The sequence below is a fragment of the Streptomyces sp. JN8 genome (assembly GCF_055808075.1).
The window spans coordinates 2213568-2229895 of sequence record NZ_CM147852.1 but is presented as its reverse complement, the minus strand read 5'-3'; the positions used below and the strand labels follow the sequence as shown (position 1 = coordinate 2229895).

13 protein-coding genes are annotated in these 16328 nt (G+C 70.4%); 9 read left to right on the top strand and 4 right to left on the bottom strand.

The genetic code is table 11. The features are described from left to right. Nucleotides 1-3: 3 nt before the first annotated feature. Nucleotides 4-231, bottom strand: a complete 228-nt coding sequence (locus tag ACY0MR_RS09610; protein ID WP_355735644.1) for a hypothetical protein — start codon at nucleotides 229-231, stop codon at nucleotides 4-6. Nucleotides 232-347: 116 nt separating this feature from the next. Here ACY0MR_RS09610 and ACY0MR_RS09605 point away from each other — a divergent pair, with 116 nt between their 5' ends. The 3 genes from ACY0MR_RS09605 (at nucleotide 348) to ACY0MR_RS09595 (ending at nucleotide 2453) form a co-directional block, all read left to right on the top strand. Beyond that, nucleotides 348-1193, top strand: coding sequence for a helix-turn-helix domain-containing protein (locus tag ACY0MR_RS09605; RefSeq protein ID WP_473560288.1), 846 nt, complete (start codon nucleotides 348-350; stop codon nucleotides 1191-1193). Continuing rightward, the gene (locus ACY0MR_RS09600) at nucleotides 1172-1372 is read left to right on the top strand and encodes a DUF397 domain-containing protein (RefSeq protein ID WP_473560286.1); all 201 of its coding nucleotides are present in this window, start codon (nucleotides 1172-1174) and stop codon (nucleotides 1370-1372) included. The genes ACY0MR_RS09605 and ACY0MR_RS09600 overlap by 22 nt, the downstream gene beginning before the upstream one ends. Before the next feature lie 235 nt (nucleotides 1373-1607). Beyond that, complete coding sequence (locus ACY0MR_RS09595) at nucleotides 1608-2453, top strand: helix-turn-helix domain-containing protein (protein WP_473560284.1); 846 nt, start codon at nucleotides 1608-1610, stop codon at nucleotides 2451-2453. A 1-nt stretch (nucleotide 2454) separates the two neighbouring features. Here ACY0MR_RS09595 and ACY0MR_RS09590 read toward each other — a convergent pair whose 3' ends face one another. Then, complete coding sequence (locus tag ACY0MR_RS09590) at nucleotides 2455-2907, bottom strand: hypothetical protein (RefSeq protein WP_403317895.1); 453 nt, start codon at nucleotides 2905-2907, stop codon at nucleotides 2455-2457. Between the two features lie 70 nt (nucleotides 2908-2977). Further along, complete coding sequence (locus ACY0MR_RS09585) at nucleotides 2978-4627, bottom strand: restriction endonuclease fold toxin-2 domain-containing protein (protein WP_473560282.1); 1650 nt, start codon at nucleotides 4625-4627, stop codon at nucleotides 2978-2980. A 117-nt stretch (nucleotides 4628-4744) separates the two neighbouring features. Between ACY0MR_RS09585 and ACY0MR_RS09580 the strand changes: the two genes are divergently transcribed. The 6 genes from ACY0MR_RS09580 to drmC all read left to right on the top strand — a co-directional run bounded on the left by ACY0MR_RS09580 (nucleotide 4745) and on the right by drmC (nucleotide 15593). Beyond that, nucleotides 4745-6061: an AAA family ATPase gene (locus ACY0MR_RS09580; protein ID WP_473560280.1), complete on the top strand. Its 1317-nt coding sequence runs from the start codon at nucleotides 4745-4747 to the stop codon at nucleotides 6059-6061. 3 nt (nucleotides 6062-6064) lie between these two features. Further along, complete coding sequence (locus tag ACY0MR_RS09575) at nucleotides 6065-6538, top strand: hypothetical protein (protein WP_388947151.1); 474 nt, start codon at nucleotides 6065-6067, stop codon at nucleotides 6536-6538. 133 nt (nucleotides 6539-6671) lie between these two features. Continuing rightward, nucleotides 6672-8942 (top strand): hypothetical protein, encoded by a 2271-nt coding sequence (locus tag ACY0MR_RS09570; protein ID WP_473560278.1) that lies wholly within the window; start codon nucleotides 6672-6674, stop codon nucleotides 8940-8942. A gap of 125 nt (nucleotides 8943-9067) precedes the next feature. Beyond that, nucleotides 9068-12928 carry a DISARM system helicase DrmA gene (drmA, locus tag ACY0MR_RS09565; protein WP_473560276.1) on the top strand — a complete coding sequence of 1287 codons (3861 nt, stop codon included), beginning with the start codon at nucleotides 9068-9070 and terminating at the stop codon, nucleotides 12926-12928. Next, nucleotides 12925-14835 carry a DrmB family protein gene (drmB, locus tag ACY0MR_RS09560; RefSeq protein ID WP_473560274.1) on the top strand — a complete coding sequence of 637 codons (1911 nt, stop codon included), beginning with the start codon at nucleotides 12925-12927 and terminating at the stop codon, nucleotides 14833-14835. Before drmA ends, drmB begins: the two co-directional genes overlap by 4 nt. Then, the gene (drmC, locus tag ACY0MR_RS09555) at nucleotides 14832-15593 is read left to right on the top strand and encodes a DISARM system phospholipase D-like protein DrmC (RefSeq protein ID WP_473560272.1); all 762 of its coding nucleotides are present in this window, start codon (nucleotides 14832-14834) and stop codon (nucleotides 15591-15593) included. The genes drmB and drmC overlap by 4 nt, the downstream gene beginning before the upstream one ends. 449 nt (nucleotides 15594-16042) lie before the next feature. Here drmC and ACY0MR_RS09550 read toward each other — a convergent pair whose 3' ends face one another. Then, complete coding sequence (locus ACY0MR_RS09550; RefSeq protein ID WP_361849610.1) at nucleotides 16043-16216, bottom strand: CsbD family protein; 174 nt, start codon at nucleotides 16214-16216, stop codon at nucleotides 16043-16045. Nucleotides 16217-16328: the final 112 nt, after the last annotated feature.

Sequence of the window (16328 nt, the reverse complement as noted above, 5' to 3'; positions counted from 1 at the left end):
CCCTCACCCCGCGCACCCCCGCAACACCGACGCCAGCCGCCTCGCCACATCCGGCCGACACCGCCCGAGGTCCACGAGTACGGGCCCGTACGCGCTGGCCAGGGACACGGTGTCCAGCCCCAGGGACGGCAGCAGCACGTCCACCTCCGTCAACGCCTGCCGCAGTTCGTCCCGCGCGGCCTTCGCGTCCGCGATCGCCTCAACAGTCGCCCCCTGACTCGCCGTTCCCATAGTCCGCGCACCTTCCTCGTCGTCCGTGACTTCCTGTGACGAGCATGGATGCGTATGGCTACGATCACTAGGGGTAACGGTTTTCGGAACCGCAGAGCGAAAACGGGGGACCGCCAGTGCCCGCACCGAAGGAACTCGACCCATCGGCCTCCCTCGCGGCCCTGTACGGCGCGAAGTTGCGCAAACTCCGCTTGCGCGCCGGGCTCACCCAGCGCCAGTTAGGCGCAGAGGTCCCCATCGCGCACAGCCGGATCGCTCAGTTCGAACTGGGCAACGAGGTTCCGCCGGAGGATGTGGACGCCAAACTGGACAAGATCCTGGGCGCCGATGGTGACCTGACGGACCTGTGGGGCCACATCCACCGGACGCCGTTCCCGGACTGGGCCAGCAAGTACATGGCGCTGGAGCGCAAAGCAATCAAGATGCTCAAGTACATGGCGCAGGCCGTGCCCGGTCTGTGGCAGACGGAGGCGTACGCGCGCGCTCTGCTCCGTACCAGCCGCCCTCGTGACACCGACGAGGAGATCGAGAGGCTGGTCGTCGCGCGAATCGAGCGGCAAAGCATCCTGTGGCGGATCAGCCCGCCGTTGTTCTGGTGCATCCTGGACGAGGCGGTTCTCCGGCGCCCCGTGGGCTCCCCTGGCGTCATGCACGAGCAGCTTGCGTCGCTCGTGAGCTTCGCGCGGTCACCGCATGCGGTTCTCCAGGTGCTGCCGTTCAGCGCGGGAGAACATCCCGTCATGGGCGGCTCATTGACGCTGCTCGGCTTCGAGAAGGGGCCTGATGCGGCGTACACAGAGAGCTCGCACTCGGGCGAACTCGTCGAGAGCCAGAACGAAGTGGCCGAATACGCACTCGCTTACGATCTGCTGCAAGCGAAGGCCCTCGCCCCGGAGCCATCGCTGGATGTGATCCGTTCCGTCATGGAGGAGTACCGAGCATGGCCGCACGCCACGACCTGAGCGGCGCCGCGTGGCGCAAGAGCACCTACAGCAACGGGCAGGGCGGCGACTGCGTAGAGATCGCTGACAACATCCCCCACGCCGTCCCCGTCCGCGACAGCAAGAACCCCGCCGGCCCCGCCCTCCTCATCCCCGCCCCCGCCTGGGCTGCCTTCGTTGAGGCGATCAAGCGCGCCTGATCGCTCACCGGGGCGCGCTCCCGCGCGTCCCGGTCGCCTGCGTCACCCAAAGAGAAAGAACCGGGTGAGAACCCACTCAACCAATCCCCGTCCCCACTCGTACGGGTGACAGATCGTCCGGAACCCGGACAGGTGCGGTACGGTCGGCCCCGACAACCTCATAAACGCATTCGGCCCCCGACAGGACTGCAATCCTGACGAGGGCCTGACCAATCTGGAAGAGAGAAGCTTCCCGATGGCTGACCCGCAGTCTAACGCGGCCCCGTCCGCGTACCCCGAGATCCCCGCCGACGCCCCACCCTCCGGCGTGATCCACATCCGGCACCGCCACACCGAGCGCTTCACGGTCGTCGGCAACCACCTCGCCCAGCACGCCGAGCTCTCCGCCGCCGCGATCGGCATCGCCGTCTACATCCAGTCGCTCCCGGATGGCGTCTCCGTGACCGCCAAAGCCCTGGCGCTCCACTTCAGCGAAGGCGAGACGACCATCCGCCGGGCCCTGAACGAACTGGAGCGCGCCGGATACATCGCCCGCCCCCGCGTCCCCCTCGGCGGCGGCAGGTTCGCCACCCGCACGGTCTCGTACGACAAGCCCGGCTGCCTACCGGATGCGAAGCCGAAGCCGAAACCGGCCTCCGCGCAGGATCCCGCACCGAGCGGTCCCCAGGCACAGCCTCAGCCCCAGCCCCAGGCCCGTTCAGAGCCGCCGCACCCTCCCACCGGCCCCGCCGCCGACCTCCTCGCCCGTCTCCGCCTCGCCGACCCCCGCCTGCTGCTCTCCGCCGGAGACGTCCAGCGCCTCGCGCCCGCCGTCGAGACCTGGCTCTCTCGCGCCGCGACACCCGCTCAGATCACCCGGACTCTGACCGCGAACCTCCCGCCCGAGCCCGTACCGATCCACCACCCGGCCCGGTTCCTGGAGTACCGGCTCAGAAACCTCCTCCCGCCGCCACTCCCGGCGCAGGGGCCACAGCCGCCCGGCCCCGCACCCCTCGTCACCTGCGACGGCTGTGAGAGGGCCTTCCGCAGCCACGACCCGGACGCGTCCTGCGGGGACTGCCGAGAGGTCGGCGCCGCGTGAGTCAGGCCCCGTCCACGACCGCCAGGTGATGGCGCAGTTCGTCGGCCACCCGCGCCGCGTCGCCCGCACCCGGCAGGCGCCAGTCCGTCTCGATGCCCTGGTCCACGGCCGCCTCGCTGCTGAAGCGGATCACATCCGGAGCGGGCAGGTGGTTGTCCCGCAGCCAGATCAGGAAGGGCGCGGCCTCACCGGCCGTCGTGTCGGCCAGCACCACGCAGTCCCGCCCGTGGACGGTGGCCGTGCCGTCGTACTCGGTGCCGTCGTCGGTGGCAGCCCAGAAGGAGAGGTACGGCTCGCCCTGGTGGGTGTGGTCCTGGCGGACCTTGTAGCGGACCTCGGTGAACGACTGCCGCAGCGCCTCGCCCAGGCCGGCGAGGTCCAGGGACCAGGCGTGCGGCTGCCGCTCCGGCGCGTAGAAGAGAAAGGTGGTCCGGTCGTCGTCATCGGGCGTCACGAGTCGAGTCCTTCGGAGAGGGCACGGTCAGGAGGAAGGCAAGGGGAACGGGGCGGCGACGAGCCCCGCGTCACTTCACATAGCGGGCCGTGCCAGGAACCTGCTGGAGAGCCATGAGTGTCTGCCAGTACGGCACGGCCTCCTTGTCATTGGTGACGATCTCCAGACCCCGGATCTGGTCGTGCTCGTTCATCGCCTGGCGGTACTTCTCGAGTTCACCCTCGTCCTTGCCGATGAGGACGTCCTTCTTGCTCCACTTCTTCGTCCCGTCCTCCTTGTAATCGTCCTCGATCTCGAACGTGGACTGGCGACGCCAGGTGCTCTTCCGGCAGTCGTCGTCGGCGTCCTTGACGTACTTGGCGTCCACCATCATCCCGTCGGAAGGCCGCATGCCGTCCGCGCCGATCGAGGGCTTCTCGTAGTCCGCGGGCAGGGGGACGATCCGCTCGGGATAGCCGGCGATCCGCAACTGGTACGCGTTCTCGGGAGCGGTGGGATCAGGCTTGCCTCCGAAGTGCGCCGGCTCCAGGCCGTTGACCCAGCTGACGAAGTCCTTCCGCTCGTCCGGCGTGAGCAACCGTGGCGGAGGCACTGCGGCCGGCGGAATCGGGTCCCGCCACGGGATGCCCGGATCGGGATCCCGGTAGACCGCGGGCACGATCCCCGGCATCCCGCCGGTGTACGAGGCGAGGACGAGCGGCACAGGGGCCGGTACCGGCACCGGAACAGGGATCAGCGGAGGCAGGAACGGCAGACCCGGCGCACTCGGTCCCCTACCGCCCTCCGGCAGCCGTACCCGCTTCTCGGCCGAGTCCAGGGCATGTCCCACCCCGCCCAGGCGCCGGATCCAGGGGTCGCCCAGGACCGCGTCGAGAAGGCCGCCGTCGAAGCCGTTCCCGCCGAGCATCGGACTGTCCCAGGGCATGTCCATCGCGAAGAGGTCCAGCTTGTGCTGCCGGATCGCCGACTCGGCCGCTTCGACGTGCTCGGCGTATCGGTCGCAGGCCTTCGCGATCTCGTTGCAGGCGGCCACGAGGTTGGCGACGAGCGGCTCGTCCTCCTGGACCTGGCCGGGCGGGCAGGTCAGTCCGACGGACATCTTGAAGTACGCCCGGAACGCGTCGGCGGCTTCACCCGAGTGCGCCTTGTCGGCCGTCATGGCCGATGCCTGGGCGTCCTCCAGGAATCGCAGCATCAGCCTGCCCCCACGACGCCAGGACCCCGCCACCTCGCGCAGCTTCTCGGGTGATCCCCGGTACCGGTCGCTGCCGCCGCCGGGGGCGTACTGCTCGTACCACGCGGTCTCCCCGACGGTCTCCGGAAGTTCTCGGCCCAGGCCGAGGTAGTTCTCGGGGCAGCCGTCCCCGGGGTCGCCCATCCCGGCGGTCAGATCGGCCTGCCTGCCGAGGAGCGCGGCCACGACCGCGCTCTCCTGGGCCATGAACTCGCGAGCGTTGCGCATCAGCCCGCGGCTGGCCTCGCCGAGCACGTACGAACTGGAGCCGATCTTGTCCAGCGTGGCCGCGGCCGCCGATCGATACACCTTCGCGAACGCGCGCCCCGCGTCGTCGTCACCCGCCATCCCGCGCTGCCGGTCCAGCTCGTGGTACAGGGCGATGGCGGTGTCCCGAGCCCCCCGCATGGTGTCGGTCAGGCCCATCGCGCCCTTGATCATTCCTTCGGCGACGAACTTGAGGTGCGGTGCCAGTCCGCTCGTCACTTCGCCTTTCCCGTACCCCGCGTCGCGGGTGCGAACAATCGACCGTGTGAGGACAGTTCTATCGCACGGCGACGACAACCGGCTTCGACGGCAGTGCGCTGCGGTAACTTGGCCGGTGTGACTGCCCTGGCCATCGAAGAGGTCCGCCTCACCGCGTTCAAGAGCTTCCGGGACGAGAGGTTCCCGCTCGCGCCGCTGACCGTCCTCATCGGGCGCAACAGCAGCGGCAAGTCGAACGCGCTCGACGGCCTCGAAGTGCTGTCGAGGCTGGCCCGCGGCGAGGACATCATCGAGGCCCTGGAGAGCCGGCGCAGCTCCTCCGGACCGGTGCGCGGTGGCCTCGCCGGGTGTGTGCCGCACGGGTCCGACCGATTCTCCCTCGGCTGCACGGTACGGACCGAGGACGGGCCCCTGGACCTGGACGTGACGGTCCAGGTGGAGCCCGAGGTGCGGATCATCGACGAGCGCCTGACCAGGCGTACGGCCAAGGGGCCCCGGAAGATCCTCGTCAGCGGCGAGCCGAGCCCGTTCTCCGGCGACATCCAGGCGTCCTGGCACAACGGCAAGCCCGGCAAGAACCCCAGCGGCCCCTTCCGCGGGTCCCGTCTGCTGACCTCCCAGCTCCCCGGCCGCGTCGCCGGCGAGAGCGAGGGGGAGTGGGAGACCATCTGGTGCGCCGAAGCCATGCTGGCCGCGCTCGTCGGAGTCTTCCACCTCGACCCGGTCCCGCACCTCATGCGCCAGTACGTCCAGGCCCGGGACAGCCGCCTCCGCCGTACCGCGGAGAACCTCTCTGCCGCCGTCGGCGGGATCCAGCGGACCCAGCCGGAGCTGTTCGAGTCCCTGGTGCACCAGCTCCGGGACCTCGCCGACCACGACATCGAACGGCTGTCCGTGACCAAGTCCGAACTCGGCGACGTGATGCTCGCGCTCGACGAAGGCGTGCTCGGGCTCACACCCGCCCGTGAGATGAGCGACGGCATGCTGCGCTTCCTCGCCATCACCACGGCACTGCTCACCGGCGGCGACGGGCTCGACCTCGGCTCCTCACCCTCCTCCAGCTTCAAGGAGGGGACTTTCCTGATGATGGTGGTCGAGGAACTGGAGAACGGACTGCACCCCACCCAGGCTTCCCAAGTGCTCAAGCTCGTACGGGACGCCAGCGCGGCGAACGGCACCCAGGTCCTCGTCACCACCCATAGCCCGGCACTCCTCTCCGCCCTGGAGAGCACCGACCACGAAGGGGTCGTGGTGTGTTCCCGTGACCGGAAGACGGGCACCAGCAGACTCGTCCGGCTCACCGAGCTCGACGGCTACCCCAAGGCGATGGCGGCCGGGTCGCTGGGGGACGTCGTCACCCAGGGGCGGCTCGACCTGGCCGGCCGGGCCGAGCGCGACTACAGCGAGTTCAACCGGCTCTTCGGGATCGGGTGAGGCATGGCCCGCCGAGTGGAATTCGTCGACACGTCGATCCTGTGCAACCTCCTCGAGGTGCCGGGCAAATGCCAGGACCTGGAGAAGGTCAGGGAAGAACTGCAGGGAAAGCTGGCGGCACACGACTGCGACCTGCTGCTCCCGGTGACCGCCGTCATCGAGACCGGCAACCACATCGCGCAGCTGGCCGACGGGTTTCAGCGCCGTACCTGTGCGGAGAAGTTCGTCGCCGTGCTGCGCTTGGTCGTGGCGGGTGAGGCGCCCTGGGCGCTGAACGAGGTCGAGTGGAACGCGGCCCACCTCGAAGCGCTGGTCGCGGGCGGCAGCTCGGGGATGAGTCTCGTCGAGCACGCCGTGAGCGGCGTCGGCTGCGGAGACGTCAACATCCTCATCGAGCGCGACCGTTACCTCGCCCGCACCTCCGGCGTGCGGGCCACGGTGTGGACGCTGGACGGGGGACTGGCCGCGCACACCTGACGGACATCCGCTCCGCGCCTGGTCAGAGCGGCGACGCGTCGTGACCATGGGGGCTTGTCAGTGGGGGCTCCTAAGGTCGTGGACAACACGTCAGCCGTGGCCGTCGTCCCCTTCCCAGGAGTGTCGCCCGATCATGACCTCGTCCGTGCCCCACGCGTCCACCTGCCTTGCCGACCTCGTCCCCGCCCTCCGGTACGCCGACCCGCACGCGCTCGCGGAGCGGCTCGACGACGAGCGGCTCCCGCTCGGCTGGTGGTACGCGACCCCGCTCACGACGGCCGAGCGGACGATCGGATCCACGGTGCTGGCCTCCGTGGTTGCCCGGACGCTTCGGGCGCTGTGGCCGCAGATCCAGACCGGAGAACTCCTCCCCGTGTCGCGGCTCCTGGACGCCGAAGCTGTCGCTCTTTGCACGAGTGCGGAAGAGGCCGGGGAGGAGACGTTCGCCGCTCTGGTGCGCATGCTGCTCGACCGGCTCCACGGGCGCGGCGCGCCCCGTGCCACCCCGGGCGTCCGAGCCGCGGTGGCCGTGATCTCCGAGTGGCTGCCCGCCGACGCGCCGGCCGAGGTGCGCGCGGCCCTCGCGGTGCTCCGGGAGCTGGAACAGGACCACGCCGAGGCTCCCGAGGAGCATGGGGCGCGGGGCTGTGCCGAGCGTCGCTCCGCCTCAGCCGCCGTGCCGGAGCCCGTCGCTCTGCCCGCGCAGCGCGCCCAGGAGGAAGTCGCCGCACCACCGGCTGCCGAGGCCGTTGCACCGGCGGCGGAGGACGCGGTGGAGGAGGGCTCGGAGCCGACAGCTTCCGAGCTCACGGCTTCCGCTCCGGCGGATCGGGAGGCCCAGCCCGGCAGCGAGCTTCCTGCCGTCCACCTCAACCTGGCGGACACCCCGCTCGCGGCCTTCGCCGCTCACGCCTCCACCTGGCACGAGAGGGAGCGCACGATCGCCGCGCGGCGTGTTTTCGCCGCGCAGCCGGAGACCTTCGCGACGCTCGGCGACCGCTTCGAGGTCAGCCGGGAGCGCGTCCGCCAGCTGGAGCGGTCCCTTCTCGAATCGATCGCGCAGTGGCTCGCGCACGACGAGCAAGGCCGTCGCTTCGCCGCGCACTTGGCCGCCGTCGCGGGACGTCTCGGCGCGGTGGGACTCCTCGCGGAGGTCCGTATGATGCATCCCGACCACGTCCGGCCCGTGGACGCGCTCGGTCTGCCGCTCGGAGACGTCGTCGCCCGCCTCCTCCCCGACCGTGCCGTCGACGGCGAGTGGATCGTCCAGGGAGACGCCGCCGCACTGAGGACGGCCATGGCGGACGACCTGCTCGCCGCCTGCGGCGAGACCCCCCTCGCGTGGGACGAAGCCGTCGCCGTCGGTGAGCGCCATGGAGTCCGGGCCGAGGTGCTGGCGGACTGGGCGGCCGAGATCGGCCGGTTCAAGACCATGGACGGCCACGTGCTGCACTGGGGCCGATCGGTCAACGACCGCGCGGTGGCCGTGCTCTCCCTGCGCGGAGAGCCGATGTCCATGGAGGACATCCACGACCGGCTCGCCGACGGCACCGCCATCAACAGCATGCGCAACCAGATCTGGACCGACGAGCGCTTCGCCCGGCTCGACCGGAACCTGTACGGGCTGCGTCAGTGGGGCGGAGAGGAGTACCTGGGCATCCGGGAGATGATCACCCGGGAGATCCGGCAGGCCGGCGGGGAGATCGAGGTCAACGCCCTCGTCGACGCGATCTGCGGCCGCTTCGACGTCGTCCCTGCCTCCGTACGCACGAATCTTGCCGCACCCGAGTTCACCCGCACCCGACGCGGCTGGGTGGGGCTCGCCGCGGAGCAGCCCAAGGACGGCGAAGCCACTGCGTACAACCCGCGCAAGAGCGTGGCCAGGACCAGGCGATGCTTCGTCGGTACCGACGGCCGTTGGTGGTATCGCTTCGAGGTCACCGGGGACCATCTGCGCGGTTCCGGTGCCCCCGTCCCGTCCGGCTGGGCAGCACACGTCGGTGCCGCGCCCGCCTGCGAGCCGATCCTGTTGCGGCACGAGGCGGGCGAGAGCGTGCTCCAGTGGAGGACACAGCCCGTCCTCGGTTCGATCCGCCCGCTGATGGAGCACATCGGGGCGACCGTCGGCGACCAGGTCTTCCTCAACGCGACCGACGGCGAGCTGAGGGCGCTGCGGCTGCCGGCCGCGCAGCCGGAAGCCCGGCCGGAGGCCAGAGCGGCCCGGCTGACCGGCTGGACCGCCGCCGTGACCACGGCCGAGGCGATCGAGGTCATCGGGCTCCGGGCCGGCATGGGTCCCGGGCAGGAAGCGACCGCTCTGCTCCAGCACCTCGGTGACCGAGGGGACCGGGACATCGTCGGACTTCTTGAGCAGGCGCTGACCGGCACTGTTCCGGTGAGCTGACTGGCTGTCGGAGGTGGCCGTTAGCATCGGGACCGTGGCAGGTCGTCACGGTCCCGGCGGAGCAGCCGCACAACCGAACGACCCGCACGGGCCACGTACGAGGGACGAGAAAGGGGACGCCGCGGATGCCGCCGACCAAGAACGCCGACGTGTCGACCGGATCGCTGGAGCAAGACCTTCTCCAGCGGGTCCGCGAGGTGTCGCAGTCGTTCGGTCCCGCCACGTCCTACCAGGTCAGGGAGGAGCTGGGCGAACTCATCAGCCGTGACCTGCTGGGACCCTGGGGCGGCTCCGACGAGGAGTTCGACTACCGGGCCGCCGGTCCGAGGGACCGCTACCTGGTGGGGTTGATCGGCCCCAAGCGGGCGTTGACCACCTCGCCCACGGCCGCCGACACCCAGACGCTGGACGACTCCGACGGCGAAGGGGACGGCACCGACCAGGGGCTTCCCGAACGGCTCACCACGCAGAACGCCGGGCGCATGTGGGCCTCCTCGATGGGCCTCATGTGCGCTGTACCGGCGGACGAGGGCGTGGACGCGATCTCCGTCAGGGCCCGATGGGGCCGCTACCACCGTTCCCAGGTGATGAACGACGAGGGCGTCGCGCGGTCGACGTGGACCCGGGAGCAGGTCGAGGAGACCCGTGAGGTCCGGCTCGACGGCCGGGCCCGGCAGGTGCTGTCGCTGACCTCCGAGGATCCGGAGGCGCCTGGAGTGCGTCTGCTCGCCGAGGTCCGGCACCGCCCCGGACCTGCCGGCCCCACCCGCGTCGTGGAGCTCGCCCTGGTCAACGCCCAGGAAGAGCCCTCGGCGGCCAAGGACACCGCCTGGCTGTTCCAGACGGAGCTGCACGTCACGGCCATGGACGGGGGCTCCGCCGTCTTCCTGCCGATCTCCGACCCTCTCGACGAGGCGGCGCAGGGCGAGGACGGCTGGGGGCTCGACGACCCCGAGGAGCAGCACCTCACACTCCTCTACCGTGACCGCCTGAAGCACGCGGCGGGCCGCAACGTCGCCGTGGACGTCGTACGCGAGGACGGCAGCCGCCGTGCCCGCGCGCTCACCACGACCTGGCTTCCCGCGCACGACGTACCGGCCACGATCGCTCCGACCGGGCGACAGGGGGCACATCTGAACGGTCTCGAGCTCTCCATGGACGAGCTCGCCCAACTGCCTCCCGCGGCACTGCGAGAGGCTCTCGCCCCGCTCGCCGACGGCTACAGCGCGTGGCTCGACGAGCGCGAGTCCGAGGCCGAGCAGCTGCCCGGATCCCTCCGGGACAGCGCCCTGAACGCCGTGCGACAGGCCCGGGACTCGTCCGTCCGCATCGCGCTCGGCGTGGACCTGCTGTCGCACCCCGGGCGTCCGGACGTCCTGGAGGCGTTCCGCTTCGCCAACCGGGCCATGGCACTGCAGCGGCGCCACACGGCCATCGCCGCCCTCCGCGAACGGGAGGGCCTCGGCTTCGAGGCGGCCCGCGAGCGGGTCGCGGAGCAGGGGCCGGAAGGCGCGTCCTGGCGCCCGTTCCAGCTGGCGTTCTTCCTGCTCAACCTGAGGGCACTCGCCAATCCCACCTCGGCGGAGCGGGAAGCCTCCCCCGCGGCCCTGGTCGACCTCCTGTTCTTCCCGACCGGCGGTGGCAAGACCGAGGCGTACCTGGGACTCGCCGCCTTCACCTTCGCCATCCGGAGACTCCAGGGCACCATCGGTACCGGTGAGGACGCCCGCAGCGGCGACGCGGGCGTGGCCGTGCTGATGCGGTACACCCTGCGCCTGCTCACCGCCCAGCAGTTCCAGCGCGCCGCCGCGCTGGTCTGCGCCGCCGAGGTGCTGCGCCGCGAGGCGTACGACGGGGGCGACTACCGGTGGGGCGCCACCCCCTTCCGCATCGGGCTGTGGGTCGGCGGAGCGGTCTCACCGAACCGCTACGAGGAAGCCGCCCAGCAGATCGCCGAGGCGAAGCAGGCGGGCAGCGGGCGGGGCGCCAAGGTGCTCCAGACCCTCGCCTGTCCGTGGTGCGGTACGGCCCTGAGCGCCCAGGACGACCTGCACCCCGACGACGACCTGCGCCGGGTCCTCCTCTACTGCGCCAACGGCGAGGGCAAGGGCGCCTGCCCCTTCTCGAAGCGCCGCTCGCCCCGCGAGGGCCTGCCGATTCTCACCGTGGACGAGGAGATCTACCGGTTGGCGCCCAGCCTGCTGATCGCCACCGTGGACAAGCTCGCCCAGCTGCCGTGGCGTGGGGCGGCGGGCATGCTCTTCGGCAGGGTCACCGACCTCTGCCCGCGCCACGGCTACCGGCACGCCGATCTCGACGCCCGCACGAAGTGCGGCGAACGGCACCACGCCAAGGGCAAGCTGGAGGCCGTCAAGAGCACGGAGGTGATCCGGCTGCGCCCGCCGGACCTGATCATCCAGGACGAACTCCACCTGATCTCGGGCGCGCTGGGCACGACGGTCGGGCTCTTCGAGGCGGCGGTCGACGAGCTGTGCACCTGGCGCGCGCCCGCCCCGGACGGCGGCCTCCGGCTCGTCGGGCCCAAGATCGTCGCATCCACGGCGACCACCAAGCGTGCGGCGGAGCAGATCACAGGCGTGTTCGCGCGGAAGTCGGCGATCTTCCCGCCCCAGGTCATCGACATCGGTGACACGTTCTTCTCGCAGCAGGTCGAGCTCTCGGAGAAGGCTCCCGGCCGTCGCTACCTCGGCATCTGCGCCCACGGCGTAAGGATGAAGCAGGCCGAGATCAGGGTGGCGGAGATCCTCCTGCTGGCGGGCCAGACCCTGTTCGACGAGCACGGAGCCGTCGCCGACCCCTACATGACGCTCGTCGGCTACTTCAACGCCACCCGTGAACTGGCCGGTATGCGGCGCTTCCTGGACGACGACATCTCCACGCGCGTGCGTGTCCACGGCACCCGCAAGGGCCTCTCGAACCGCCTGCTCCGCCGGACCGAGATGCTCTCCGTCCAGGAGCTCACCTCCCGTATCTCCTCGGGCGACATCACGGAGGTGCTGGCCCGGCTGGAGATCGGTTTCGACGAAGAGATGGACACGACGATCCGCCGCCAGGCTGTCGTCGAGGAACTGAAGGCGGCGGCGCAGCACAAACAGCGTCTGGACGTCTCGAAGCTGGGCCTCCGCAACGAGGGGGCCGGGGCCGTGGACGCGGTGCTCGCCACCTCCATGCTCCAGGTCGGAGTGGACGTGTCCCGCTTCGGCCTGATGCTGGTGGTGGGCCAGCCCAAGAACACCGCCGAGTACATCCAGGCGTCCTCGCGTGTGGGCCGTGACGCCAAGCGCCCCGGACTCGTCGTCACGCTCTACAACTGGACCCGGCCACGGGACCTGGCGCACTTCGAGAACTTCGGCCACTACCACGCCACCTTCTACCGACAGGTCGAGGCCCTCTCCGTCACCCCGTTCGCGCGCCGCTCGCTGGACCGCACGACCGCGGCCGCCTGGATCGCCGCCGTGCGCAACGCGACCGCCCCCCATTCCCGCAACCAGGACGCGTACGACGTCGACCTGGACGGCGCACTCGCACAGAGTGTCACCGAGCGCTTCCTGGCCCGGGCCGACGTCGTGGGCGGCCCGCGCGCCCGGGGCTACCTTGCCGAACGCATCGAGGTGCTCAAGGACGCCTGGGCACGCAAGAAGCAGGGCAGCGCCCGTCTCGGCTACGAAGAGGCCAAGTGGCAGGGGCAGCAGCTCAGCGGACTGCTCAACCGGGCGACGGGCGCCGGCTGGGACGAGCTCACGGTCGCCCAGTCGATGCGTGAGACGGAGCACGAGATCAATCTGCTGCTGCCGGGCAGCGGTCTGTTCGACGTGGTCGGCGGAGCCCCGGACTGGAGCTCCTCCGGCTCGGGCGGACCGGACGCCGCCGGGGACGAGGAATCGCCCGAAGGAGACGAGACCGGCGCGGTACTGGACACCCGATCCGGAGCCGCCGGGCAGCACGGGAAGAAGGCCCAGGCATGACGGAGCAGCCCCAGTACCGCCGACGTGTCGGCTCGGTGCGCCCCAGCCACCTGATGTACACCGGCGGCGTCGGCGCGCTCGTCGACCTGCCCAACTTCGCCGTGCTCGTCCGGGGGATCGACGACTGGAACTACGACTCCTTCGAATGGACGGACCTCAAGGAGCCCCGGCTGCTGCGGGCGGTCAACGGACTCCTCGGCGACCAGAACGGACCGCAGGTCACCCAGCTACGGCCGGCCCCTTGGACGGACGGAACCGACTCCGACCCCAGCGGTCCCGCCGCCCGCGTGGGAGTGCCCGTTCTCCCGTTCCCGCAGTGGCTCCGCTGCACCGCCTGCAATGCGCTCGGCGGACTCGACTCGAAGATCTTCAAGTTCGAGAACGCCAAGCCGCGCCGTCCCGACCACGCCCGCTTCTTCCACGAGAACTGCACGGCCAAGCGCAAGGGCAAGCGTCCGCTCGCGGTCGCCGCTCGCTTCGTCCTGACCTGCTCCGACGGTCACCTGGACGACTTTCCCTACACCTGGTTCGTGCACCGGGGAGGCGAGTGCGACAAGGCGAGCCATCCCCGTCTGGAGATGCTCGACCACGGCGGCAATCAGGCCGCCAACGTCAAGGTGCGGTGTGTGAACTGCGGCAAGGACCGCAACATCCGCGACGCCATGGGCCAGCGCGGCGAGTCCACGCTGCCGCGCTGCCGCGGCCGACACCCCCACCTGGCGGCGTTCGCCCCCCACGGCTGCCTTCAGCCTCCCAAGCCGCTGGTCATCGGTGCCTCCAACCAGTGGTTCGCGCAGACGCTCAGTGTGCTCGCCGTCCCGCCGACGAGCGGCAGCGCCCTTCAGGGCAAGGTCGAGCAGCTGTGGGGGGACCTCCAGGCAGCAACCTCCCCCGAGATCCTCAATGCCTTCTGGGGACTCCAGCAGTTCCGCCCTCTGCACCAGTGGAGCCAGCCCGAGGTATGGGAGGCGATCGAGGCACAGCGCTCGGGGGCCCAGGACACGCCGGCCGCGCAACCTCCCGCGTACCCCGACCTGCTGACTCCCGAGTGGGAGATTTTCACCAGCCCGCAGGTGCCTGAACCTACCGAGGACTTCGCGCTTCATGACGTCCCCGTCCCTCCGGCCCTGAGCGGAGTGTTCTCCCACGTGGTCCAGGCGGAGCGGCTGAGAGAGGTGCGCGCGCTCATAGGGTTCACCCGCCTCGACGCGCCGGATCCCGAGGATCCGACCCTCGTGGCCCGTGCCCCGCTGTCCCGTGCCCGGGTTCCCTCGTGGGTGCCGGCGAGCGAGGTACGGGGCGAGGGGATCTTCCTTCGGGTCGAGGACTCCCTGGTCGCCGACTGGGAGCAGCGCGTCGCGGGATCCGCCGCTCTCGCAGCGCATCGCGACGCCTACGTCGAGTTCCGCCGCAATCGGTACTCCGGTCGGGTGCAGGATGCCGACGACCCCCTGCGCGGTTGGCCCGGGGCCCGCTACATCGCCCTGCACACCTTGTCGCACCTGTTGATCCGTGCGATCTCCCTGGAATGCGGCTACTCCTCGGCGAGCCTGTCCGAACGCATCTACGCCGGCCGCGAGGACGACCGGCGTACCGGCATCCTCATCTACACGGCGGTTCCTGACGCGGAGGGAACCCTGGGCGGCCTGGTGTCGCTCGCCGAGCCGGAGAAGTTCGTACGGATCGTCCAGCGCGCGCTCAGGGACGCCCAGCGCTGCTCCTCCGACCCCCTCTGCGCGGACCGGCTGCCCCGCCCGCCGCACGAGGACTTCCTGCACGGCGCGGCCTGCCATGTCTGCCTCTTCGTCTCCGAAACGACATGTGAACGAGGCAACCGTTTTCTGGACCGTCGATTCGTCGTCCCCATCGACGACCCGGAACTCGTTCTGCTCCAGAGCCTCAAATGAATCCGACGACCTTGCACCTGGCAGCCTCGCAAGCTCTGGCTGCGATAGGCGCCGAAGCACTCAGGACGCTGGCCGACGCCATGGCATCGGGCCGCCCACGGGCAGAGCTGCTGACGGCCCGTGCCTCGACGGACTACATGGAGGCAGCGGCCGTGGTCCTGGACGCCGCGATGACGGACGGGGCGTCACCGCAGGAGGCAGCGGCGTACCTGCACGGTCTCGCCGCCGGATACGAACTCAGAGCACTGGAACAGGACGTCGCACTGGTGTGGAGCGGACCGTCCACCCACCGCGTCCCGGTGAGATCGACAGCCCGGGTGCTGCTCCAGCTCGTCACGGAGGCGAGGGCCGAGCTGACCCTGATGACCTACTCGGCAAGACGCTACGCACCGCTGGAAGAAGCCCTTCGGGCCGCGATCGCCCGCGGTGTAGTCGTCGACGTCGTCGTCGAGACCCTGCAGGGCGCGGGCAACGCTCTCACCGGAGCGGAGCCCGCAACGGCATTCGCCGAGGTGACCGGTATCCGCCTCTGGCACTGGCCCACAGGCCGCAGAACCGAGAAGGGTGCCAAAACCCACGCGAAACTGGCGGTGGCCGACCGGCGCACGCTCCTGACGACGAGCGCGAACTTCACCCTCTCGGGAGTCGACCGCAACATAGAGGCAGGCGCGCTCATCACTGGCGGCTCCGCCCCCGCGCGAGCGGCGGAACACGTGCAGGAGCTGCAGCGGCGGGGGGTGCTTGAGCGCTACTGGTGAAGCCTGGGGCCGTTCACTGTGCACGGCACCAGACCTCATGCAGAAAGCGAGGGCCGGCCCTTCAGCGTTTCCGCCGAGAGAGTTCCTGCGTGCTCAGACCGTGGCGGGCACGCTGGAGTCCTGGGCCACGGCCGCCGAGCGAGGGGCCCACGTCGCCGGCGACGCCGTCGACTGGATTCGCCGCCAGGCGCACCTGGCCGCGCCCCCGGGGTGACAGGTGGACAGCGCGAAGGCGATGCAGGCGGTGTTCGCCGCCGCCAGGGCAGCGTTCAAACGGTGGAAGCCCTGGATGTTTGTGCGAGTTCGTTCCAGATCTTCCGATGAGGCACCCCCCAGCTGTCCGCGTGCCGCGGACCCGGAGACGCGGCTGGACCCCGTACCCGATCGAGCGGGTGCGGGGTCCAGTGCGGGCGGCGTGGTGCCGGGCCCGGGGGGTCTGGTGCCGGGGCCTAGTGGCGGAGGTTGTCCTTCATGTTCTCCTTCGCCTCGCGGGCGTTGCCCTTGGCCTGGTCGGCGTGGCCCTCGGCGGTCATCCGCTCGTTGCCGACGGCGCGGCCGACGGTCTCCTTGACCTTGCCCTTGGCCTGCTCGGCGTGCGCCTTGGTCTTCTCCGTGCCCGACATCGGGACCTCCTCGTTGCTGTACCGGATTGGTCGTGACCACCTCCTGCTCGCGAACTCCGGCCGTAAACACGAATACTTCGCCGGCATTGTCGAAGGCGGTGTGACCGGGTGG